This is a genomic window from Mesorhizobium sp. M0522, assembly GCF_040321085.1.
In the GTDB taxonomy this organism is placed as follows: domain Bacteria; phylum Pseudomonadota; class Alphaproteobacteria; order Rhizobiales; family Rhizobiaceae; genus Mesorhizobium.
On the sequence record NZ_JAMYQW010000021.1, the window covers coordinates 1 to 21,696 of the forward strand.

Genomic DNA, 21,696 nt, shown 5'->3' on the forward strand with positions numbered 1-21,696 from the left:
CAAGCCGTCGAAAACTGCTTTCCCGGCCTTCAAAAAAGCCCCATTAACTCACCAACCAGGATTTCGCTTCCCGTGCAAAGCCCTCACAAGGGGAGAAGGGAGAACCGCGCTCAACCTTCTGATGGCAGCCAATCCGGACGGATCGCACCGCCACGGCTCCGGCCAATAAAAAACCGGCGTCAGCTTGCTTCTGACGCCGGTCATTTAGGTTTTGGGATCGTCGCACCCGATCTTTCCAAGGAAAAACCGAGGTTGGTTCGATCCGACGCAGACCCGTGGGCGGGGGGCTTGGGGTTTACGAGCCGGTGCCGGACCGAACCGTCTCAGGCAACACCGGTAAATTCGTCGGACATTGGGGCATGAGCACGGATAAAAAAAGGCAGGATTGTGGCGAAGCATCACCAATTCCAACAGGCGTTTCGCAAACGTGACTGGACGCTGGAGAAACCGCGCGGTGCTGGCCTTGCCCGGCCGGGCCTTGCAATTCGGCAACGAAAGCGCCAACTTTGGTCGGCGTACGATTCATTGCGAGGATCCAGGCATGACTGATCGCAGCAGCGGGACGGAGGATGGGGACGCATCCGCAATATTGATCCCGCTGCATGAGGCAAGACGCGAACGCCTCGACCAGCAGGTGAGGTTCGACCGGCGCGAACTGGACCAGATCCTCAGGCTCTACGGCCGTATGGTTGCCGCCAATGAGTGGCGCGACTATGCCATCGACCATCTCGCCGACCGCGCCGTTTTTTCCGTCTTCCGCCGCACCAGCGAAGTGCCGCTTTTCCAGATCGTCAAGGATCCGAAGCTGGCGCGCCGGCAAGGCGCGTTCGCCGTCATCGCCGCCGGCGGGCGCATCCTCAAGCGCGGCCAGGAACTCGGCCGGGTGCTTGGCGTGTTCGACCGAACACTGAAGCTGGTCGAGGCGTAACCCTTTATTTTTGCTGGCGGAACTTCCGCTCGGGCAGCGATTGCGGATCAGGCGGGATGGACGTCCCGCCGTTGATCGGCAGCTGCATGAACACCGTGTCCAGCCAGCGTCCGTGCTTGTAGCCTGAGCCTTCCAGGCGGCCGGAATGACGAAAGCCGAGCTTCTCGTGCAGCCGTACCGAGGCGCTGTCGGGCCGGCCGTCGCCGATCACCGCGATGATCTGGCGAAAACCCGCCGCCTTGGCCGCCTCGATCAGCCCTTGCATCAAGAGCAGCCCGACGCCTTGCCCTTTGGCCTCGGGCGCGACATAGACGGAATCCTCAACGACGAAGCGGTACGCCGGGCGCGGCCGGAACGCCCCGGCATAGGCATAGCCGAGCACGGCGCCGGACTTTTCCGCAACGAGATAGGGAAAACCGCCCGCCATCAGGCTGTCGAAGCGCGCGCCCATCTCGGTGCGGCTTGGCGGTTCGAGTTCATAGCTCGCCGTGCCATTCGTCACCGCGTCGGCATAGATTTCCGTGATCCGGTCGAGATCGGCCGACGTCGCGGCCCGCAAGGTGATGCTGCTCATAATTTAGGCACGTCGTTCATCTGCCCTATATCACAGCAATAGCCGGCACAAAAGAAAAGAGCGGCCATTGGGCCGCCCTTTCCAAACTCGCTGGTCCAGGAAAACCGTATTTAGCGACGGTCGCCCATGAACTGCAGCAGGAACATAAACAGGTTGATGAAGTCGAGATAGAGCCTCAATGCGCCCATAATCGCCTTGCGGCCGGCGACATCAGTCTCGTCGCCCTCGAAGTACATCTCCTTGATATTCTGCGTGTCGTAGGCGGTGAGGCCCGCGAAGATCAGCACGCCGATCGCCGAAACGGCGAAGGAAAGCGCCGACGACTGCAGGAAGATGTTGATCACCATCGCGATGATCAGGCCGACCAGGCCCATGACCAGGAACGACCCGAACGCCGAGAGATCGCGCTTGGTCGTGTAGCCGTAGAGCGACAGCCCGCCAAAGGCGGCGGCGGTGGCGAAGAAGGTCTGCGAGATACTGGCGGTGGTGTAGACCAGGAAGATCGACGACAGCGACAGGCCGACGAGGCCGGCGTAGACCCAGAACGTCGTCTGCGCGGCCGAAACGCTCATCGACTGGACTCGGAACGACAGGAACATCACCGCTGCCAGCGGGGCAAAGATCACCAGCCATTTCAGCGGCGAACCAAAGATCGCGTAGCCGAACGAGGTCAGCATCTCGCCGCTTGGCAACGTCGCGACGGCCGAGGCGGGATCGCTGGTGGTGGCCAGCATGATTGTGCCGACCGCGGCAAGGCCGGTGATGAGGAGGCCAAGCCCCATCAGATTGTAGACCTTGATCATGTAGGCCCGCAGGCCCTGGTCGATGGCAGCATCGACGCCGGCGCCGGGCACGGCGCGCGTCTGATAATTGCGAACGGGATCAGCCATGGAAATCCTCATATTGCTTCCGCCCCGTCCGGTGTCAGGTCCTTTGAACCCAGGCGCCGCTGGCGGGGCTCCAGCATGCCTGCGCCGAAATATGATGGTTCTTGGCGTAAAGGACAAGACCGTAACCAAGCGTAATGCTCCGTGAAGTGCCAGAGATACGGTTTTATTGGCCTTCCCGCCCGGAACATTACCGAGATTTAATCGAAACCGGCTCTGGCTCAAAGATTCCGCAGCACCGGCGCCGCCTTGTGGCCCAGCACCCGCCACGTGCCGGCAAGGCCTATGCCGACCGTGACCACCAGCGAAAAGCCGATGGTCGCCACCGCCACCTCGGGCATGAAGTGCGATGGCAGCGTCATGATGCGCGCGACGACGAACCACGCCGCCACACCGCCCGCCGCCAGCGCGAAGATCGCAGTGGCAAGGCCGATCAGCATGTATTCCAGCGAAAACGCGGCGATCAGCGTTTTCCTGGTCGCACCCAGGGTCTTCAGCACCACCGCGTCGTGAATGCGAGCCCGGTTGCCGGCGGCGAGCGCCCCGGCCAGCACCAGCACCGAGGCGATCAACGCCACGCCCGCTGCTGCCCTGATTGCTGTGCCGAGCTGCGCCACCAGCCGGTTGACGATTTCGAGCGCGTCCTTGACCCTGACCGTCGTCACCGCGGGAAAGGCACGCGTGACGGCATTGAGAAGATGCGCATCGTCGGCTGCCGACGCATTCGTCTCGGTCAGCGTCGCCAACCAGCCATGCGGCGCACCGGCGAATGTGTTGGGCGAGAACACCATGACGAAATTGATGCCCATGGTTTCCCATTCGACCTGGCGGAAATTGGCGATCTTGGCCGTGATGTTGCGGCCGAGCACGTTGACGGTGATGGTGTCGCCCAGCTTCAGCCCGATCTCTTTGCCTTCCTCGGCGGAAAACGAGACCAGCGGCTCGCCGGCATAGTTCTCCGGCCACCAGCTGCCCTCGGTCAGCGTCGCATTCTCCGGCAGCTTTGCGTCATAGGTCAGGCCGCGATCGCCGCGCAGTACCCAGGCGCCTTCGGCCGGAACCTTGACCTTGTCGACATCGACGCCGTTGAGCGCCATCACCCGGCCGCGCAGCATCGGCACCTTGATCAGCTTGCCTTGCGGTGCCTCTTTGCCGACCAGCGCGGAGAAGGCATCGACGTCACCGCTCTGGATATCGACGTAGAAGAAGTTCGGTGCCCTTTCCGGCAGGCTGCCCGAAATCTGCCGCCTGAGATTGCCGTCGATCAGCGCCAGCGTCACCAGCAGCGTCAGCCCGAGTCCCAACGACAGCACCACGGACGGCGTCAAGGCGCCAGGCCGATGGATGTTGCCGATGGCGAGCCTGAGCGCGGTCGAGCGCACGCGCGGGCTTTTCTTCGCCGCCCACTGCACCAGCGAGCCGACCACACGCAGCACCAGGAACGAAAAGATCGTGGCGCCGACGAAGATCGAGGCAATACGGCGGTCGCCGGAAAACAGGATCGCCAGTACCGCGAGCAGCAGCGCGATGCCCAATGCCGCGGCGATATAGAGCGGGCGGGGAAAACCGCGGCCCTCGAAACCCATTTCGCGAAACAGCGCCGTTGCCGGCACGTCGCGGGCGCGGCCGAGCGGCAGCAAGGCGAAAGCCAGCGTCACCAGCAGCCCGAACAGCGCTGCCATGCCGAGGGCGCCGGGATAGAACCCACCTTCCGCCGGCACTGGAATGACCGATTGGAGTGCCGCGCTGGCCGCGAACGGCATCAGCGCGCCAAGCACAAGGCCTAGCGTGATGCCGAGTGCTGCGATCATCAGGATCTGCACCAGATAGACGGCAAAGACGAACCCGCCCGAAGCCCCCAGGCTCTTGAAGGTGGCGATGACGCCGCGCTTGCCGTCGAGATAGGCACGCACGGCATTGGCCACGCCGACGCCGCCGACCACCAGCGCCGTCAACCCGACCAGCGTCAGGAATTGCGAAAACCGCTCGATATTCGAGGACAGCGCCGGCGCTGCGTTGCTGCGCGTGCGGATCGACCAGCCGGCCTGCGGGAACTGGTTTGCCGCCTGCTCCTGGATCGCCTTGATCTGTGCCTCAGTGGTGCCGCCGGGCAGGCGGACCTTATAGGCGTTCTCGACCAGGCTGCCCGGCTGGATCAGGCCGGAAGCGGCAAGCCCGTCGGTCGACACCATCAGCCGCGGCGCAAAACCGAAGCCATCCGACACTGCATCCGGCTCGTTGACCAGCCTGGCGCGCAGCTCGAACGTCGCGCTGCCGAGCTTTAGCCGGTCACCGATGCCAAGGTTCAGCCGCTCGAACAAGAGGTCCGGGGCGGCGGCGCCGAAGACGCCGGATTTTTCGCCGAACAGATCCTCTCGCGACAGCACCGGCTCGGTCTCCACCGCACCGTAGAGCGGATAGGCGCCGTCGACCGCCTTGGCCTCGACCAGCGCCTGGTCGGAGCCGTCCTCGAGCCTCGCCATCGAGCGCATGTTGGCGCTGTGCGAAACCGTGCCAAGCCGGTCGAGGAAGCTGCGTTCGGCTCTGGTCGGATCGCGCTGGTTGAGCTGGAAGCGGAGATCACCGCCGAGCAGCGTCTGGCCCTGGTCGGCAACACCGGCGGAAATAGCCTGCGCCACCGAATTGACGCCGCCGATCGCAGCGACGCCGAGCGCGATGCAGGCAAGGAAGATCAGGAAGCCGGACAGCCCGCCACGCATTTCTCGCAGCGAAAACCGAAAGGCGAGCCTCAGCGTGCGCGCCAGCGGCATCATGCGGTCACCTTGCCAGCCCTGGTGGCCGGCTTAGGCGCGTCCTCGATCAGCCCCGACCGCATCGACACCTGGCGCGAGCAGCGCGCCGCGAGTAGCGGGTCATGCGTGACCAGCACCAGCGTCATGCCGCGTTCGGCCGCCTTGGCAAACAGCAGGTCGGCGACGTGCCGCCCCGTTGCCTGGTCGAGATTGCCGGTCGGCTCGTCGGCGATCAGGATGCGCGGCGACGGCGCCAGCGCCCGGGCGATGGCCACGCGCTGTTGCTCGCCGCCAGACAATTCGCCGGGGTAATGGGTGACGCGATCGCTGAGACCGACCGCCGCCAGCTCGCGCGCCGCCACGCCGAATGGATCGACATGGCCGGCAAGCTCCAGCGGGACCGCAACGTTTTCCAGCGCCGTCATATTGGGGATGAGATGGAAAGACTGGAACACGATGCCGATGTTTCGTCCCCGAAACGATGCGATCTGATCTTCGCTTTTGCCGTTGAGCAGCTCGCCGGCAATTCGGACCGTCCCCGAATCGACCCTTTCAAGCCCGGCCAAAACCATCAGCAATGTCGACTTTCCCGAACCTGAAGGTCCAACGATGCCTGTCGCTTCGCCGCCCGCCACATCGAGGCTGACGCCCTTCAGCACATGGACCGAAGATGCACCTTCGCCGAGCGTCAGCGATACGTCTTTCAGCGAAATGACGGCTTCTTCCAAAATCAAATCGTCCTATATGGGGGATGAAGGCTAGTGCATCCGATGCTCGACAAAGACGAAAACCTGCCTTCGCCAACAGATGTTCCTGGTCATATGGGGCCTGCCGCATGGCTTTCAAACACACCTTTGCCGCAGCCTTCGCCCTTTTCCTCGCCATTTGCGGCGCCATTTCGTCGGCGCGCGCCGAACCGTTCACCATTGTCGGTTTCGGCGACAGCTTGATGGCGGGTTATGGCCTCGGGCCAGGTCAGGGCTTCACCGAGAAGCTGCAGGCGGCGCTGCGCGCCAAGGGCTACGATGTCACGGTCGCCAACGCCGGCGTCTCCGGCGATACGACGAGCGGCGGCCTGTCGCGGCTCGACTGGTCGGTGCCGGACGGCACGCAACTCGTCATCCTGGAGCTCGGCGCCAACGACATGCTGCGCGGCGTTTCGCCCGCCATAGCGGAAAAGAACCTGGACGCCATGCTGGCAAAACTGAAGCAGCGCAAGATCGCCGTTTTGCTTGCCGGAATGCGCGCGGCGCCCAATCTCGGCGCCGACTACCAGAACGCCTTCGACGCGACCTTTCCGAGACTGGCTGAAAAATATGGCGTGCCGCTCTATCCTTTCTTTCTCGAGGGCATCGCCGGTCAATCCGTCCTGCAACTCGAGGACGGCCTTCATCCAAACGCCCGAGGCGTCGACCGCATCGTCGAGGGTATCCTGCCCAGTGTGGAGAAGACCATTGAAGCGGTCCGGGGCAATTCCTGAAGGCGAGGGTTCGCCGTCGCAACACCTTCCGCAGGGGAAGCTTTTAGGCAGGCCTGCGACCAACAAACCCCTTGCCCTGTTTGAATATCGATGATTCGCTAGGGGCAAGAGTTCGATTCGAGGACAGGAGGCTTGCCATGCCGCGTCTTTTTACCGCCCTCGAGATACCGCGTGATGCCGCTCTTTCGCTGTCCCTGCTCAGGGGCGGCCTGCCCGGAGCCCGCTGGATCGACGTCGAAAACTATCATCTGACGCTGCGCTTCATCGGCGATGTCGAGGGCCATGTCGCCGACGAAATCGCCAATGCGCTTGACCGTGTTCACCGCCCGTCCTTCCCGCTGACGCTGTCCGGCGTCGGCGCCTTCGGCCAGAAGAAGCCGCATGCGGTGTGGGCCGGGGTCGCCGCTTCGCCCGATCTTTCCGCATTGCAGGCCGAGATCGAGCGCATCTGCCAGCGGCTCGGCATCCCGGCCGACCCGCGCAAGTTCATGCCGCATGTGACGCTGGCCCGCCTGCGCAATTCGAGCCCGCTCGATGTCGCCCAGTATCTGTCGGCGCGCGGCAATTTTTCGACGCTGCCGTTCCGGATCGGCCGCTTCGTGCTGATGTCGTCGCGCGATTCGGTCGGCGGCGGGCCTTACGTCGTCGAGGAGGCCTGGCCGCTTTCAGGTGCTGACAACCGCGTCGCCAGCCGTTTGGTCGGCGCCGCCGACGCTTCGCGGATCATGCGGTAGACGGACATGGCCAGGGAGAAACTAGCAAAAGAGGCGATCCGCGCCGAACTTGCCGGCCTCGACGGCTGGTCGCTGGCCAAGGATGGTGGCTCGATCACCCGCAGCTTCACCTTCAAGAATTTCTCCGAAGCCTTTGCCTTCATGACCCGCGTTGCCCTGGCCGCGGAGAAGATGGACCACCATCCCGACTGGTCGAACGTCTACAAGACGGTAAACGTGACCCTCAACACGCACGACGCCGGCGGCCTGACCGCGCTGGATTTCGATCTGGCCAGGAAAATGAACCGCTATTTCGGCGGCTGAGCCCATCTGCACCTTGCAGCGAGGTTCGGCTTTCACCACATTTTGCGTCGCGGTCACGCGTGAAGTCACGCGACGGCCGCAAGGAGAGGTTGATGGCGCAAAAATCCGGTTTTGATTTCTTCGGCCTCGGCAGCAAGCCGGGCAACGAGAGCGAAGTGCGCGAAAAGTTCTGGCGTACGGCGAAGAAGGCCGCCCGGCAGATCCCGTTCATGGAAGAGGTGGTCGCCGCCTATTACTGTGCCATGGACAAGAAGACGCCGCTTCGCGCCAAGGGCACCTTGCTTGCTGCGCTCGGCTATTTCGTGCTGCCGACAGACGTCATCCCCGATTTCATCCTTGGGCTAGGCTTCACCGACGACATCGCCGTGCTGACCGCCGCGATTACCGCCGTCAGCGCCCACATCACGCCGGCGCACCGGCTCGCCGCCAGGCAGGCCATCGCCGACAAGAGCTGAGCCGGTGCGGCGCAAAAAATCGCGTGAGAACCGACTTTCCGGCCGTCAAACCCACCGCCGCACCCGCGCCTTGTAGGCGCGATAGGCATCTCCGAACTTCCGCTCGAGATAGCGCTCTTCCGGCGCGATAACGCCGGTATTGATCACCCACAGCAGCGGGATGACGAGCGCAATAGCCCAAAGACTTCCGGCCGCGACGCCGAGGCCCAGATAGACGAGGGTCGTTCCCAGATAGAACGGATTCCTGGTCCGCCGATAGATGCCGTCGACGACCAGCGCCGTCGTCGGCAAGGTCGGTGGTATGTTGGTGCCAGCGGCCTGAAAGCGGCCCGCCGCCATAAAGATGAACACGAAGCCGCACACCGCGAGCACAGCGCCAGCCAGATAGCGGGCGAGCGCCTGCCCGGCCATGACCGGGAGCGGCACGAGCACCTCAAGCACGGTTGCCGCCACCAGGAAGCCGAGGAAGATTAAAGGTGGCAGCGCAATGACCCCGGCCACGTCGGGGGCGCCCGATCCGCCCGCCGTCTCCCCGGCATCCGACCGGCGCACCGCGCCACCGGCCGCCCGCCGCATGGCGACACGAACGCCGAACACAATCGCCAGGACGACTGTGCCGCCCGCCAGGATCAGAACTGTCTCGGAAATGGCCATGGCCAATTCTCCCGTAAGCCGCCAGGGAGGGCACCCTGGCCGAGCGCCGTGGCGGCGAACGCAGACATGGTACCGCCTGCAGGGAAATTCGTCACGCACCTCAAAAAGCGAGAATCGCCGCAAGACCTAGCTGCTTGAAAAGTCAAACTCTTGCCGTTTTCGTGGCCTCCAAGTCGCGGCAGGGACATTGCGCCAGCCGCTTTTTCGAGCGGCAGCGCGAAGACGGCGGCGGTTTCCTGGCGTGAACATCCTTTTCTCAGGGGAATTTCACCGTTTGGTAACCCAGATTAAATCAAAATGAAGCGACGGGCAGGACGCCGAGCCGGCCTGCCGCCGCACCAGTGGAATACGGGAAAAGCGATGCGCGGATTGATTGCTATAGTTTCCAGCCTGGCCCTGGTGGCCTTGACGGCGCCCGCGCTGGCGCAGTCGGCAACCAAGATCGGCCAGCATAATGCCTGGGGCACCTACAGTTATCAGGCGTCGGGCGGCGGCAAGGTCTGCTATGTCCTGACGGTGCCAACCGACAAGCAGCCGCCGACGCTCGATCACGGCGACATGTTCTTCTTCGTCAGCCAGCGGCCGGGGCAGCAAGTGTCCTACGAGCCGCAATTCATCGCCGGCTATACCTTCCAGGAAGGTTCCAAGGCCACCGTCACCATCGACAAGAAGTCTTTTTCGATGTTCACGCGCGGCAAGTCGGCCTGGGTCGAGAACGCCGCCGAGGAGCCGGTGCTGATCGCCGCGATGAAGACCGGCACCGACATGAAGGTGTCGGCCAAGTCCGGCCGCGGCAACACCACCACCTACGTCTTCTCGCTGAAGGGCATCTCGGCGGCGCTGGCCTCGATCGCCAAGTGCAAGTAGGCGGTTAGGCGCAGTCTTCCCTTCTCCCCTTGTGGGAGAAGGTGGATCGGCGCGCAGCGCCGAGACGGAAGAGGGGTGTTGGACGGAACGCCGTCGGCGCCAAGCTGGAACACCCCTCATCCGACCGAGCTACGCTCGGCCACCTTCTCCCACAAGGGGAGAAGGGAAGACCACCGGCATGACTCCGCCATCAAGCTGTGCTATGCGCCGCGCTTCATTTCGGGCACGATGCTGTATTCGGCCGCAAATCGCTTATATTGGCGCAACAATGACCCTTTCATTCGATCTTACCGCCGAAGGCGCGCGTGACGCGTTGCGCACCCGCACGACGCCTGAAAAACCGTCGCTGATCGGCTTGACGCGAGCCGAACTTGGGGCCGCCCTTGTCGCCGCCGGCATCGTGCCGGAGCGCCAGGCGAAAATGCGCGCCCAACAGCTCTGGCATTGGATCTATGTGCGTGGCGTTTCCGACTTTGCCGGCATGTTCAACATCTCCAAGGATCTGCGCGCCGAGCTCGACAGGCATTTCACCGTCGCCAGGCCCGAAATCGTCGAGGAGCAGATCTCCTCCGACGGCACGCGCAAATGGCTGTTTCGCTTTCCGCCGCGCGGCGCCGGCCGGCCGGTCGAGATCGAGACCGTCTACATTCCCGAAGAAGGCCGCGGCACGCTCTGCATCTCTTCGCAGGTCGGCTGCACCCTGACCTGCTCCTTCTGCCACACCGGCACGCAGAAACTGGTGCGCAACCTGACCGCCGAGGAAATCCTCGCCCAACTTTTGACCGCCCGCGACCGGCTCGGCGATTTCCCCGACCGCGATACGCCGGACGGCGCCATCGTGCCGGCCGAAGGCCGCAAAGTATCCAACATCGTCATGATGGGCATGGGCGAGCCGCTCTACAATTTCGAGGCGGTGAAGAAGGCGCTGCTTATCGCATCCGACGGCGACGGGCTTTCCCTGTCGAAGAGGCGCATCACGCTCTCGACCTCCGGCGTCGTGCCCGAAATCTTCCGCACCGGCGAGGAGATCGGCGTGATGCTGGCGATTTCGCTGCACGCCACCAATGACGATTTGCGCGATCTCTTGGTGCCCATCAACAAGAAGTATCCGCTGAAGGATCTGATCGCTGCCTGCCGCGCCTATCCAGGCCTGTCGAACGCCAAGCGGATCACCTTCGAATATGTGATGCTGAAGGACGTCAACGATTCCATTGACGACGCCAAGGCGCTGATCAAGCTGCTCAAGGGCATTCCGGCCAAGATCAATCTGATCCCGTTCAACCCGTGGCCGGGCACCAACTACCAGTGCTCGGACTGGGAAACGATCGAGAAATTCGCCGATTACATCAACAATGCCGGCTATGCCTCGCCGATCCGCACGCCGCGCGGCCGCGATATCCTCGCCGCCTGCGGCCAGCTCAAGTCGGACTCCGAGCGCATGCGCAAGGTCGACCGGCTGGCGCTGGAAGCGATGATGATCGCGGGGCATGGCGAGGCGTGAATCGCGTCGGCGCCTATCTGATCCGCTTCGCCGTCATCCTTGTCGGCTACGGCGTTGCTTCGCTGGCGGCCAGCGCCTTCCTTAACATCATGTTCCTGGCGTCTCTTGGGCTGATAACGGACGAGACGCAACCGGCGGCGCAGGCGTCGCTGTGGTTTTCAATCCCCTTCGTCGCGCTGTTCGTCGCCTATTTCGCCTTCATGCCGGCCGCCATCGCCATCCTCGTCTCCGAGATCCTTGGCCGGCGTGACTGGCTGTTCTATGCGCTGGCGGGTGCTGTGGTCTCGGCGGTCTTCCTTGGCTTCGTCCACCAGACGGCCGATGCCAATTTCGAGGTTACCAATACCAGCGTCATGCTGGCGGTGATCGGCTGCGGCATGGTCGGCGGTATTTTCTACTGGCTGAGCGCCGGGCGCTCGGCCGGAAGCTGGCGTCAGATCGGACGCCCTATTTCGCCTGGGCCGTCAGGATCTTGAGCGCGAAGGCCGAAAAAACTCCGGCAAACAGATAGTCGACGACGCGGGTCACACGCGGGCTGGATTTCATCGCGGCCGAGAATTTTTCCGCCGCCAGCACCATCGGCGCCGTCACCGGGATCGCCAGCACGACGAACATCGCGCCGAGGAAGAACAGCTTTCCCGGCGCGTCGGGATCATGCGCGGAGACGAATTGCGGCAGGAAGGTCATGAAGAACAGGATGATCTTCGGGTTGAGCAGATTGACCCCGAGCCCCGCCGCCCAGCTGCGGAACAGCGAGATCTGCGGCCCGCTCTTCTTCTCCGGTGAAAACGCCGACCCTTTTGTGATCGCCTGCCATGCCAGGAAGACCAGATAGCCGGCGCCAAAAATCTTCAGCACGAAGAACGCCATCGGCGAGGCGACGATCAGCGCCGAGACGCCGACCACCACCAGCGTGGTGTGGATCAGCGTGCCGCACAAGGCGCCGGCCATCGAGGCAAAGCCGGTGGCACGGCCCTGGCTCAGCGTGCGCGACACGAACAGCGTCATGTCAGGCCCGGGCGTGATCGCCAGGATCAAGGTGGCGATGGAGAACTGGATAAGCGTCGTACTGTCGGGGATGAAGGACATGGCTCGTCTCGTGGCGGCAAAAGACGGCGCAGCCATACCGCAAGAGCCGTGTCCTCGCCAGCCTCTTGGAGATGAGGCATTTGGTCCAGACATCGTTCGTCCCTTGCGCTGGCCTAAAACGCCGTGATACCTCGCCCGCGAAGAACCCCTGTCGCGGAACTGCCCACCATGTCGAAAGCAAAAGCCGCCAAGAAAGTCGTGCTCGCCTATTCCGGCGGCCTTGACACCTCGATCATCCTGAAATGGCTGCAGACCGAGCTCGGCGCCGAGGTCGTGACCTTCACCGCCGATCTAGGCCAGGGTGGCGAACTGGAGCCGGCCAGGCGCAAGGCCGAGATGATGGGCATCAAGGATATCCGCGTCGTCGATGTCCGCGAGGAGTTCGTATCCGATTTCGTCTTCCCGATGTTCCGCGCCAACGCTGTCTATGAAGGCACATATCTGCTCGGCACCTCGATCGCCCGGCCACTGATCTCGAAACATCTTGTCGAGATCGCCAGGGAGACCGGCGCCGATGCGATCGCCCATGGCGCCACCGGCAAAGGCAACGACCAGGTGCGTTTCGAGCTGTCGGCCTATGCGCTCAACCCCGACATCAAGGTCATCGCGCCGTGGCGCGATTGGTCGTTCAAGTCGCGGACCGATCTCATCAACTTCGCCGAGCAGCACCAGATCCCAGTGCCGAAGGACAAGAAGGGCGATGCGCCTTTCTCGGTCGACGCTAACCTGCTGCATTCGTCGTCCGAGGGCAAGGTGCTGGAAGACCCGTGGAGCGAGCCGCCGGAATTCGTCCACCAGCGCACCATCTCGCCGATGGATGCGCCGGATGAGGTCACCGAGATCGAGATCGAATTCCTCAAGGGCGACCCGGTTGCGCTCAATGGCAAGAAGCTGTCGCCGGCAACGATGCTGGCGGCGCTGAACGATCTCGGCCGCGACAACGGCATCGGCAGGCTCGACCTGGTCGAGAACCGTTTCGTCGGCATGAAATCGCGCGGCGTCTACGAGACCCCCGGCGGCACCATCCTGATCGCCGCCCATCGGGCGATCGAATCGATCACGCTCGACCGCGGTGCGGCCCACCTCAAGGACGAGTTCATGCCGCGCTATGCCGAGCTGATCTACAACGGCTTCTGGTTCGCGCCCGAGCGCCTGATGCTGCAGGCAATGATCGACAAGAGCCAGGAAGACGTCGAAGGCACCGTGCGGCTGAAGCTCTACAAGGGCAACGTCATGGTCACCGGCCGCAAGTCGAGGAAGACGCTCTATTCCGACGCGCTGGTCACCTTCGAGGACGACCGCGGCGCCTACGACCAGAAGGATGCCGAAGGCTTCATCCGCCTCAACGCGCTCAGGCTGAGGACACTGGCGGCGCGTAACCGCCAGCGCTGACATCCGAACAGCGGGCTGGGCGCTCTACCGATCTCGTGAAAGCTGAAAACGATCCGAGAAAACTAGGACGTAGACACATTACTTGCACCGTGCCGTCATGGGCCTCGGTAATGACGTCCATCAGCCGATCCCAGACACCTGCTTTCCGCCATCGAACGAAGCGGTTGTAGCAAGTGGTGCGAGGGCCGTAGCGCTCGGGCAGATCGCGCCATGGCGCACTCGATCGCAGCACCCAGAAGATGCCGTTCAGCACGCGACGGTCATCGACACGCGGCACGCCTCGCGGCTTGTTGGGCAAAAGCGGCTCGATGACGCGCCATTCGAAGTCGGTCAGATCGTATCGGCTCATGCCCTTATGAATCAGACTCCGCTCAAATTTGGAACCAGCCAGTCGGCAAACGACCCAATGCGGGACAGGACGCCTGCTCACACCTCACTTCCATGTTGGTGAGCTTCGTCCTCAACAAAAAGGTCGAGGCTCCAGCCAACACCGCAATCCGCGAGCACCCTCATCGCAGACGGCTCAAGCCAAATGCCGCACTGTACGTCGTAGGGCTGATAGAACCCGCCGTAGATAGTTATCTGCTTTGGCCGCACTTCCTGCCGCAGCCGTGCGAAGGCCTCCTCCCGACCTCGCATCTGCTCGATCAGGTAGTTGACCGCATTCTCGTGCTCGGCCCCACTCCGGAGCCTTTGCCGCGGACCATCGAGGCTCCATCCATTCTTCTTGCGCGGGGACCCGTTACGCATCGGGTCGCCCTTGCGGACTATGCGTGTCGGTTCGAGGCTTAGGATCGCAGTCACCCCCTCGGGGTCCGCATCGAAATCAACGATCGAGAGCGAGATCATCGCCTGTCCTAGCTAGGTTCCAAAGGGCAAGGCAAGCCCTGCGCTGTTGCGAGACTCTTCATGCTCGCCTCGCGCTTCCAACCGAGCCCAGTCATTTTTGCGTTTATATCCTGTCAGTCGGCATCGATCGCCGTGGCCATGCGGGCGATGGCCTGTTGATAGACGCTCGCCGAATTCCAGCCAGCAATTGCGCCGATATTCGCCTGCGCGCTGGCGCCCGGTCGCCAACCATGACCCTTGAGGAAGTTGGCGGTAGAAGCCAACGCAGTGGCCTTGTCGCGCAGGTTTTTGTTGCCTACGCCATATGCCAAAACATTTCCGGGCAGGAACTGCGTGTGGCCAATCTCGCCATGCGCGGCACCGACCGACGCGGCGCTCAACGCTCCGCGATCAACCAGCTTCAGGGCCGCAATGGCATGCGGGTAGAAGAACTCCGGACGGCGACAGTCATAGGCCAGCGTTAAAATGGCGGAGACCGTATTCTGGTTGCCCATGGCGGAACCGAAGCCGGTCTCCATACCCCAGATGGCGAGCAACACGCCCGGCGACACGCCGTAATTCCGTTCGATCTTGTCGAACAGCGCAGCATTGGCCTTCTTCAGCGCACGGCCCCTGGCAATGATCGCGGACGCGCCACGGCGCTTCATGAAAGCTTCCACCGAGCCGCTGAAAGCCTTATGGATGGCGCGGTCGACGGAGATCGTCTTTGTCGCGTAGGTTGCGCGAGACAGAGCGGCCAGACCCTTCGAGCCGACACCGTCGGCCTTCGCCTCCGCGGCGAACTCCGGTTTCCATGCCTCGAAGCCGGCGCCGCTCTTGCCACAGCTGGCCGCCGCCTGCGCGCCCGTCGCCAGCGCAAGCACCGCCACCACCGTGGCCACTACAAACATCTTCCCCTTGGCAAGAAATGCCATGCTGCTCTCCTGGTTGCCTGAATCACGTTCCCAATTGCGAACTTGCCTGCGAAACACCTGCTTGTCACTGTCCCGGCGCTGCGCCGATGCACTCAATACAGCAGGAACTTCAAATCCACCACACTGGCGGATGCCCGGGAATTTGCCTACGATCAAGTAATTATTGTGGCGGGGACAGAATAAGCATGGAAGACGTTGATGTCGTGATCATCGGCGCCGGTTCAGCCGGGCTTTCGGCTTCCAAGACCCTGCGCGCTGCCGGTTTTTCCTTCAAATTGTTGGAAGCGATGAACCGCATTGGCGGCCGCGCCTGGACCAGCGACCAGCATTTCGGCGTGCCGTTCGACATCGGCTGCGCCTGGCTGCATGCCGCGGACCGCAATCCCTACTTTCCCGAGGCGAAGGCCGCTGCCTGGACGCTTCATCACCACGACATGAATGTCGATCATCTCTATTACCGTGAGCGAAAGGCAAGCGAAGCCGAGGAGGCGGCGATGAAGGTGGCCGACGCAAGGCTGTTCGAACTGGTGGCGGCACATCAGGTGAGGGAAGGCGACGATGACCGCCTTTCGGCATTGCTCGCCAAGGGACACGCGCCGCGCGCCGCCGCAACCTTCGCGGGGCCGATGGATTTCGGCGCCGACGAGGACGAGATATCGATCCGCGACTTTCAGGCCGCCGCCGATCTCGATCCGAATTATTTCACCGGGGAAGGCTTCGGTACGCTGGTTGCCCGCTTCGGCGCCGACGTGCCGGTGGAGCTGTCGACGCCGGTGCGCAAGATCCTCTGGGATGGGCCGGGCGTAGCCTGCGTCACCGATCGCGGTACCATCTGCGCCAAGGCGGTCATCGTCACCGCCTCGCCGGCAGTGCTCGCCTTCGAGGAGATTGCGTTCTCGCCTGCACTCCCCGATGCGCATTTCGCCGCCCTCTTCGACCTGCCGATGGGCATGCTGACCAAGCTGCCGGTCGAAATATCCGGTACAAGGCTCGGTCTGGAGCCGTTCGACGATTTGCTGATCGAGCGGTTGGCACGGCACGACATCTACTTCCTCTGCTTTCCCTTCAACCTTGATTTGATGGTCGGTTTCGTCGGCGGCGATTTCGCTTGGGAGATGTCGGCGGCGGGCGAGGCGGCTGGCATCGACTTCGTCGTCGACCGGCTCTGCGGCATTTTTGGCGGCGACATACGAAAGCATGTCGGACGCGCAATGATGACCAATTGGGGCGCTGAGCGGTTCGTGCGCGGCGCCTATGCGGCGGCGCGGCCCGGCCGCTCGCAAGCGCGCGCCACGCTGATGCAGCCCGTGGCGGAAAAGATCTTCTTCGCCGGCGAGCATTTGGCCGGTCCGCTGATGCAGACCTGCGGCGGCGCCAGATTGTCGGGCGAGGCAGTGGCCAAGGAGGTCGTCGCCCAGCTTGCGGCAAAATAGCATCGGCCGGCAGGAACGTGGGCAGCTGACAGGCGTTTGGCGTTCTCCTGCTCGTATCGTCCTCCGCATTTCGAATGATTTGAGACGCCAATGAAGCTTTTCGACTGCCCGCATTGCGGCCACCGTCTCTATTTCGAGAACGCGCAATGCCTGAACTGCGCCAGCCTCGTGCTTTACGATCCCGAGCATGCGCGCTTCGCGCTGTCCGGCGCCGACGTCTTCCATTGCACCAATGCCGACGAATGCGCCTGCAACTGGATGGCGGAGCCCGGCCACGCCTTCTGCCGCGCCTGTGCGCTGAACCAGCTGATCCCGGATCTGTCGGTCGACGGCAACCGCCGCCGCTGGATCCGTGTCGAGGCGGCAAAGAAGCGTGCCGTCTATTCGCTGCTCGCCTTCGGCCTGCCGGTCGCACCCAAGCAGGACGTTGGCGACGAGATCGGTCTCGCTTTCGATTTTCTTGCCGATCCGATCGGCGGCGGTCCGGGCGGCGAACGTATCCTGACCGGTCATGACAACGGCCGGATCACGCTCAACGTCGCCGAGGCGGATTCGGCAGAGCGCGAACGGCGGCGCGTCGAGATGGGCGAGAACTACCGCACGCTGCTCGGCCATTTCCGCCATGAGCTCGGCCATTATTACTGGGACCGCCTGATCCGCGACAATTCGCAAAAGCTTGCCGGTTTTCGCGCTTTGTTCGGCGACGAGCGCGCCGGCTACGAACAGGCGCTGAAGACCTATTATGCCGATGGCGCGCCGCCCGACTGGCAGCAGCGCCATATCTCGGCCTATGCGACGTCGCACCCATGGGAGGACTGGGCCGAGACATGGGCGCATCACATGCACATCACCGACACGCTGGAGATGGTGCATGCCCTGAATTTCCCGCTCGGCCGGCTGGAAACCGTTGAAGCCAACGAGCTGCCGCGCGCCGATACCGGCGGCAAGCTGCAGCCGGCACCATCGGAACCCGCCTCCAGGCCAGAGCCTTTCGAAAGGATTCTCGACCGCTGGCTGGTGCTGTCGGAGGCGTCCAACTCGATCAACCGCTGCATGGGCCTGCCCGATCTCTATCCCTTCGTCATCTCGGACGTGGCGGCGCAAAAACTTGCTTTTGTTCACGAGCTTTTGACCGACCTGCCGAAAACGACTGGAACAAATCGTGAGCCGGCCGAAGCCTTTTAGCCGGAACGCATGCGGCTTTGCTTCGTTTTCCGTGCCAAGGGACTGTGAAACGGAGAGAAGACCATGAAACGCATATTGTTTCCGGCGGTGGCCGGAGCGCTCATAGCGATGTCGGGCCCTGCATTGGCCGACACCGCCGTCTCGGCCATCACTGATCTCAATGTACGCGCCGGCCCCGGCCCGCAATATCCGGTGATCGGCGTGCTCGCGGCCGGCCAGTCGGCGACGCTCGACGGCTGCATCGCCAACAGCAAATGGTGCACTATCGCAGAGGCTAACGGCCAGGGCTGGGTCTATTCCGACTATGTGACGGCCGATTTCGGCGGCAGCCGTGTGGTCCTGACACAGCGTCCGGCCAGCGCCGACATTGCCATCGTGACGCCGCCCGCCGATAGCGTCGAGTATTCCGACAGCTATACCGGAGCAATCGTCGCCGGCGAGGCGATCGAACCTATCCGGAGACCGCCGGCCGAAATCCGTACCTATGTCCGTACGCATCGGCTCGATCCGGTCTATCTCGAGGGCGAGGTGGTCACGGGCGCGACGTTGCCCGACACCGTCGAGCTACGCGAGATTCCGGACTATGACTACCGCTACGTCTACGTGAACGGTCAGCCGGCGCTGATCGATCCGGACACAAGGCGCATCATGTACGTCGTGCGCTGACGTTACCAACAGGGCGGTCGCCCTGCAGTAGCGGCGGCCGCTCACAAACCCCGATATTGCCACAGGCCGGCATTGCCGATGCAATACCGGTTTCCACATTGGGGCCGATGTTCTAGACCTTGCGAGCCGAAGCACCAGCCAGCGAGCCCGCGTGATCATCGACCCGACCGCCTTCCAACAGTACCGGCACGCCGCCAACGACAAGGCCACCTTGCCGCGCCTCCTGCTCGGGACGGTGGTCGTCATCCTGTTCTGGCTCGGAACCACTGCCGCCGTGCTGTTCGGCGGCACCTATGCGTTTGCCGTTTGGCAGGCATCGTCTGGCACCGCCCCGCCAGGTGGAGGAGCGGTGCAGGATTTCATGGCCTCTCCTGCGGGCATCCTCGCGGCGCTGGCTTCATTTGCCGGAATCTGGCTCGGCCTTTGGGCTGCCATGCGCTGGATCCATCGCGAGAAGCTGACCGCCCTGATTGGCGTCAGCCGGCGCATTTCTTGGGCGGGGTTCCTGAAAGGGCTGGCCGCAGTGCTGATCACCTCGCTGCTTTCCGAGATCCTGCTTTATGGTTTGCAGCCCGACATCGCGCGCGGCACGATCGGCCTGTCCGCGTGGCTTTCGTTCCTGATCCCGATCGCCGCCCTGACCTTTCTGCAGACCTCGTCGGAGGAGATGCTGTTTCGCGGTTATCTGCTCTGGGGCCTGGCGAGCCGGTTCCAGAACCCTTTCATCTGGGCGCTGCTGCCGGGATTGCTGTTCACCTCCCTGCACTGGAGCCCAGGTTCGAGCGCTGCCATCAATGCCTGCGTGCTGGCCTCGATCGCCGCCTTTGCGCTGCTGCTGACGCTTCTGGTCTATGCAACCGGCAATCTCGGTGCCGGCTTTGGCGCCCATCTCGGCAACAATCTGACCGGCTTCCTGCTGATTTCGCACCAGCAAAGCTATAATTCCTTCGCCCTGTTCAACGCCAAGCCGCTCGAAGCCGCCGGCTGGACGACTTCAGACGCCGTCCTCATCGCTTCGATCGGCATCGTCAGCAGCCTGTTGACCGTTCTGCTGCTTTTGCATCCGCGCTCACCGCTGAAGGTCGAGCCGGATATGGCGCGCGCCGGCAGCGTGCGCTGATGTGCATTGCCTGGTCGTCCTGAGCTATTTGACGCAAAGCTTGACCAAAGCTTGACTCTGCGGCCGATTTCCTGTCTACACGCCGCGAATTCCGCGACGAGTATTCCTCCGAGCAAACCGACCGGGACGCCGAAACCTCTTTGAGGTGAAGTGCTGTAAATCGATCCCGGAGGCCAACACCCGGCAGCGCTGTGCGCCCCCGGGTGCTTTTTGGCTTTGGGCTTTGCCCGGACCGGCTTTTGCTTGGACAGTTGGCGCGAACGCATTACCTCTCGGGCATCATCCGGGTGCCAGGGAAAAGGAAAAAGAATGTTTGAATCGCTACAGGAACGTCTTGGTTCGATCCTGAACGGCCTCACCGGCCGCGGCGCCTTGTCGGAGGCTGATGTCTCGGCGGCGCTGCGCGAGGTGCGCCGTGCGTTGCTCGAGGCCGACGTGGCGCTGGAAGTGGTGCGTTCCTTCACCGACAAGGTGCGCGAGAAGGCCGTCGGCGCCGCCGTGGTCAAGTCGATCAAGCCCGGCCAGATGGTCGTCAAGATCGTCCATGACGAGCTGGTCGAGATGCTCGGCGCCGAGGGCGTCGCCATCGACCTCAATGCACCGGCTCCGGTCGTCATCATGATGGTCGGCTTGCAGGGTTCCGGCAAGACGACGACCTCGGCCAAGATCGCCAGGCGCCTCGCCGACCGTCAAAACAAGAAAGTCTTGATGGCCTCGCTCGACACGCGGCGTCCCGCCGCGCAAGAGCAGCTCCGCCAGCTCGGCGAGCAGGTCAAGATCGCCACATTGCCGATCGTCGCTGGCCAGACGCCGGTCGATATCGCCCGCCGCGCCGTGCAGGCGGCCAAGCTCGGCGGCCATGACGTCGTCATCCTCGACACCGCCGGCCGCACCCATATCGACGAGCCGTTGATGGTCGAGATGGCCGACATCAAGAAGATGTCGTCGCCGCACGAGATCCTGCTGGTCGCCGATTCGCTGACCGGCCAGGACGCCGTCAATCTGGCAAAAAGCTTCGACGAGCGCGTCGGCATCACCGGCCTCGTGCTGACCCGCATGGACGGCGACGGCCGCGGTGGTGCGGCGCTCTCGATGCGCGCCGTTACCGGTAAGCCGATCAAGCTGATCGGCACCGGCGAAAAAATGGACGCGCTGGAGGAATTCCACCCCAAGCGCATCGCCGACCGCATCCTCGGCATGGGCGACATCGTCAGCCTCGTCGAAAAGGCGGCCGAGAACATCGACGCCGAACAGGCCGCGGCGATGGCCAGGAAGATGCAGTCGGGCAAGTTCGACCTGAACGACCTCGCCGGCCAGCTTCAGCAAATGTCGAAAATGGGTGGCATGGGTGGCATCATGGGCATGATGCCCGGCATGGGCAAGATGAAGGACCAGATGGCCGCCGCCGGGCTCGACGACAAGATGTTCGGTCGCCAGCTCGCCATCATCTCGTCGATGACCAAGGCCGAGCGCGCCAACCCCGATATTCTGAAGCACTCGCGCAAGAAGCGCATCGCCGCCGGCTCGGGTACCGACGCGGCCGAAATCAACAAACTGTTGAAGATGCATCGCGGCATGGCCGACATGATGAAGGCGATGGGCGGCAAGGGCAAAGGCGGCGGCCTGATGCGCGGCATGATGGGCGGCCTCGCTTCCAAGATGGGGCTCGGCGGCATGATGCCTGGCGGCGCAGGCGGCATGATGGGCGGCGGCATGCCGGACCTCTCCAAGGTGGACCCCAAGCAGCTCGAAGCCTTGCAGAAGCAGGCCCAGGCGGCCGGGCTCGGCGGCATGAAGGGCCTGCCCGGTGGTTTTCCCGGTGGCGGTGGCCTGCCTGGGCTGCCCGGTGGCATGAAACTTCCCGGCCTGCCGGGCGGTGGCGGGCTGCCTGGCCTCGGCAAGAAGAAGTGAG

The 21,696-nt window shown here is 63.2% G+C and carries 22 protein-coding genes and 1 pseudogene; 14 read left to right on the forward strand and 9 right to left on the reverse strand.

The features are described from left to right. The first annotated feature begins 541 nt into the window (after window positions 1-541). Window positions 542-928: a DUF2794 domain-containing protein gene (locus tag NKI58_RS21165; protein ID WP_352456353.1), complete on the forward strand. Its 387-nt coding sequence runs from the start codon at window positions 542-544 to the stop codon at window positions 926-928. A 4-nt stretch (window positions 929-932) separates the two neighbouring features. On the opposite strand, the gene NKI58_RS21170 is transcribed toward NKI58_RS21165, so the two are convergent. From NKI58_RS21170 to NKI58_RS21185, 4 genes are all read right to left on the reverse strand, one after another. After that, a complete protein-coding gene (locus tag NKI58_RS21170; RefSeq protein ID WP_352782796.1) occupies window positions 933-1,502 on the reverse strand; it encodes a GNAT family N-acetyltransferase in 570 nt (189 codons plus the stop codon). A gap of 110 nt (window positions 1,503-1,612) precedes the next feature. Then, a complete protein-coding gene (locus tag NKI58_RS21175) occupies window positions 1,613-2,392 on the reverse strand; it encodes a Bax inhibitor-1/YccA family protein (protein ID WP_254817871.1) in 780 nt (259 codons plus the stop codon). A 218-nt stretch (window positions 2,393-2,610) separates the two neighbouring features. Next, window positions 2,611-5,160 carry an ABC transporter permease gene (locus NKI58_RS21180; RefSeq protein WP_352783619.1) on the reverse strand — a complete coding sequence of 850 codons (2,550 nt, stop codon included), beginning with the start codon at window positions 5,158-5,160 and terminating at the stop codon, window positions 2,611-2,613. Beyond that, window positions 5,160-5,870 carry an ABC transporter ATP-binding protein gene (locus NKI58_RS21185; RefSeq protein ID WP_031212726.1) on the reverse strand — a complete coding sequence of 237 codons (711 nt, stop codon included), beginning with the start codon at window positions 5,868-5,870 and terminating at the stop codon, window positions 5,160-5,162. Before NKI58_RS21185 ends, NKI58_RS21180 begins: the two co-directional genes overlap by 1 nt. A gap of 107 nt (window positions 5,871-5,977) precedes the next feature. On the opposite strand from NKI58_RS21185, the gene NKI58_RS21190 reads away from it, so the two are divergent. The 4 genes from NKI58_RS21190 to NKI58_RS21205 all read left to right on the forward strand — a co-directional run bounded on the left by NKI58_RS21190 (window position 5,978) and on the right by NKI58_RS21205 (window position 8,114). Next, a complete protein-coding gene (locus tag NKI58_RS21190; protein ID WP_352450197.1) occupies window positions 5,978-6,622 on the forward strand; it encodes an arylesterase in 645 nt (214 codons plus the stop codon). 137 nt (window positions 6,623-6,759) lie between these two features. Then, window positions 6,760-7,356 (forward strand): RNA 2',3'-cyclic phosphodiesterase, encoded by a 597-nt coding sequence (gene thpR, locus NKI58_RS21195; protein ID WP_352456356.1) that lies wholly within the window; start codon window positions 6,760-6,762, stop codon window positions 7,354-7,356. 6 nt (window positions 7,357-7,362) lie between these two features. Beyond that, window positions 7,363-7,659: a 4a-hydroxytetrahydrobiopterin dehydratase gene (locus NKI58_RS21200; protein WP_023679826.1), complete on the forward strand. Its 297-nt coding sequence runs from the start codon at window positions 7,363-7,365 to the stop codon at window positions 7,657-7,659. 92 nt (window positions 7,660-7,751) lie between these two features. Further along, the gene (locus tag NKI58_RS21205) at window positions 7,752-8,114 is read left to right on the forward strand and encodes a YkvA family protein (protein ID WP_031212728.1); all 363 of its coding nucleotides are present in this window, start codon (window positions 7,752-7,754) and stop codon (window positions 8,112-8,114) included. A 45-nt stretch (window positions 8,115-8,159) separates the two neighbouring features. Here the strand turns inward: NKI58_RS21205 and NKI58_RS21210 are convergent, their stop codons facing one another. Beyond that, the gene (locus tag NKI58_RS21210; RefSeq protein WP_352782792.1) at window positions 8,160-8,768 is read right to left on the reverse strand and encodes a methyltransferase family protein; all 609 of its coding nucleotides are present in this window, start codon (window positions 8,766-8,768) and stop codon (window positions 8,160-8,162) included. 360 nt (window positions 8,769-9,128) lie between these two features. Between NKI58_RS21210 and NKI58_RS21215 the strand changes: the two genes are divergently transcribed. The 3 genes from NKI58_RS21215 to NKI58_RS21225 all read left to right on the forward strand — a co-directional run bounded on the left by NKI58_RS21215 (window position 9,129) and on the right by NKI58_RS21225 (window position 11,612). Then, a complete protein-coding gene (locus tag NKI58_RS21215) occupies window positions 9,129-9,635 on the forward strand; it encodes an invasion associated locus B family protein (protein ID WP_023721899.1) in 507 nt (168 codons plus the stop codon). A gap of 268 nt (window positions 9,636-9,903) precedes the next feature. Then, the gene (gene rlmN, locus NKI58_RS21220) at window positions 9,904-11,136 is read left to right on the forward strand and encodes a dual-specificity RNA methyltransferase RlmN (RefSeq protein WP_352782786.1); all 1,233 of its coding nucleotides are present in this window, start codon (window positions 9,904-9,906) and stop codon (window positions 11,134-11,136) included. Further along, a complete protein-coding gene (locus NKI58_RS21225; RefSeq protein ID WP_023679832.1) occupies window positions 11,133-11,612 on the forward strand; it encodes a hypothetical protein in 480 nt (159 codons plus the stop codon). Before rlmN ends, NKI58_RS21225 begins: the two co-directional genes overlap by 4 nt. On the opposite strand, the gene NKI58_RS21230 is transcribed toward NKI58_RS21225, so the two are convergent. Then, window positions 11,584-12,225: a LysE family translocator gene (locus NKI58_RS21230; protein ID WP_352570033.1), complete on the reverse strand. Its 642-nt coding sequence runs from the start codon at window positions 12,223-12,225 to the stop codon at window positions 11,584-11,586. The two genes, NKI58_RS21225 and NKI58_RS21230, sit on opposite strands and share 29 nt — an antisense overlap. Window positions 12,226-12,393: 168 nt before the next feature. Between NKI58_RS21230 and NKI58_RS21235 the strand changes: the two genes are divergently transcribed. Beyond that, window positions 12,394-13,617: an argininosuccinate synthase gene (locus NKI58_RS21235; RefSeq protein WP_352570035.1), complete on the forward strand. Its 1,224-nt coding sequence runs from the start codon at window positions 12,394-12,396 to the stop codon at window positions 13,615-13,617. A gap of 76 nt (window positions 13,618-13,693) precedes the next feature. Here NKI58_RS21235 and NKI58_RS21240 read toward each other — a convergent pair. From NKI58_RS21240 to NKI58_RS21250, 3 genes and pseudogenes are all read right to left on the reverse strand, one after another. Continuing rightward, window positions 13,694-13,966, reverse strand: a pseudogene (locus NKI58_RS21240) (IS5 family transposase); the annotation flags it as partial. Window positions 13,967-14,043: 77 nt separating this feature from the next. Continuing rightward, window positions 14,044-14,466: a DUF4279 domain-containing protein gene (locus NKI58_RS21245; RefSeq protein ID WP_352570036.1), complete on the reverse strand. Its 423-nt coding sequence runs from the start codon at window positions 14,464-14,466 to the stop codon at window positions 14,044-14,046. 113 nt (window positions 14,467-14,579) lie between these two features. Next, complete coding sequence (locus tag NKI58_RS21250) at window positions 14,580-15,380, reverse strand: lytic murein transglycosylase (protein ID WP_352570208.1); 801 nt, start codon at window positions 15,378-15,380, stop codon at window positions 14,580-14,582. Between the two features lie 185 nt (window positions 15,381-15,565). Between NKI58_RS21250 and NKI58_RS21255 the strand changes: the two genes are divergently transcribed. From NKI58_RS21255 to ffh, 5 genes are all read left to right on the forward strand, one after another. Further along, window positions 15,566-16,813 (forward strand): flavin monoamine oxidase family protein, encoded by a 1,248-nt coding sequence (locus NKI58_RS21255; protein WP_352570037.1) that lies wholly within the window; start codon window positions 15,566-15,568, stop codon window positions 16,811-16,813. A 90-nt stretch (window positions 16,814-16,903) separates the two neighbouring features. Then, the gene (locus tag NKI58_RS21260; protein ID WP_352570039.1) at window positions 16,904-17,998 is read left to right on the forward strand and encodes a zinc-binding metallopeptidase family protein; all 1,095 of its coding nucleotides are present in this window, start codon (window positions 16,904-16,906) and stop codon (window positions 17,996-17,998) included. Window positions 17,999-18,061: 63 nt separating this feature from the next. Then, the gene (locus tag NKI58_RS21265; RefSeq protein ID WP_352782779.1) at window positions 18,062-18,664 is read left to right on the forward strand and encodes a DUF1236 domain-containing protein; all 603 of its coding nucleotides are present in this window, start codon (window positions 18,062-18,064) and stop codon (window positions 18,662-18,664) included. A gap of 151 nt (window positions 18,665-18,815) precedes the next feature. After that, complete coding sequence (locus tag NKI58_RS21270; protein ID WP_352570042.1) at window positions 18,816-19,784, forward strand: CPBP family glutamic-type intramembrane protease; 969 nt, start codon at window positions 18,816-18,818, stop codon at window positions 19,782-19,784. A gap of 309 nt (window positions 19,785-20,093) precedes the next feature. Next, entirely contained in the window at window positions 20,094-21,695 is a 1,602-nt protein-coding gene (gene ffh, locus NKI58_RS21275; RefSeq protein WP_352570044.1) for a signal recognition particle protein, read from the forward strand. Window position 21,696: the final 1 nt, after the last annotated feature.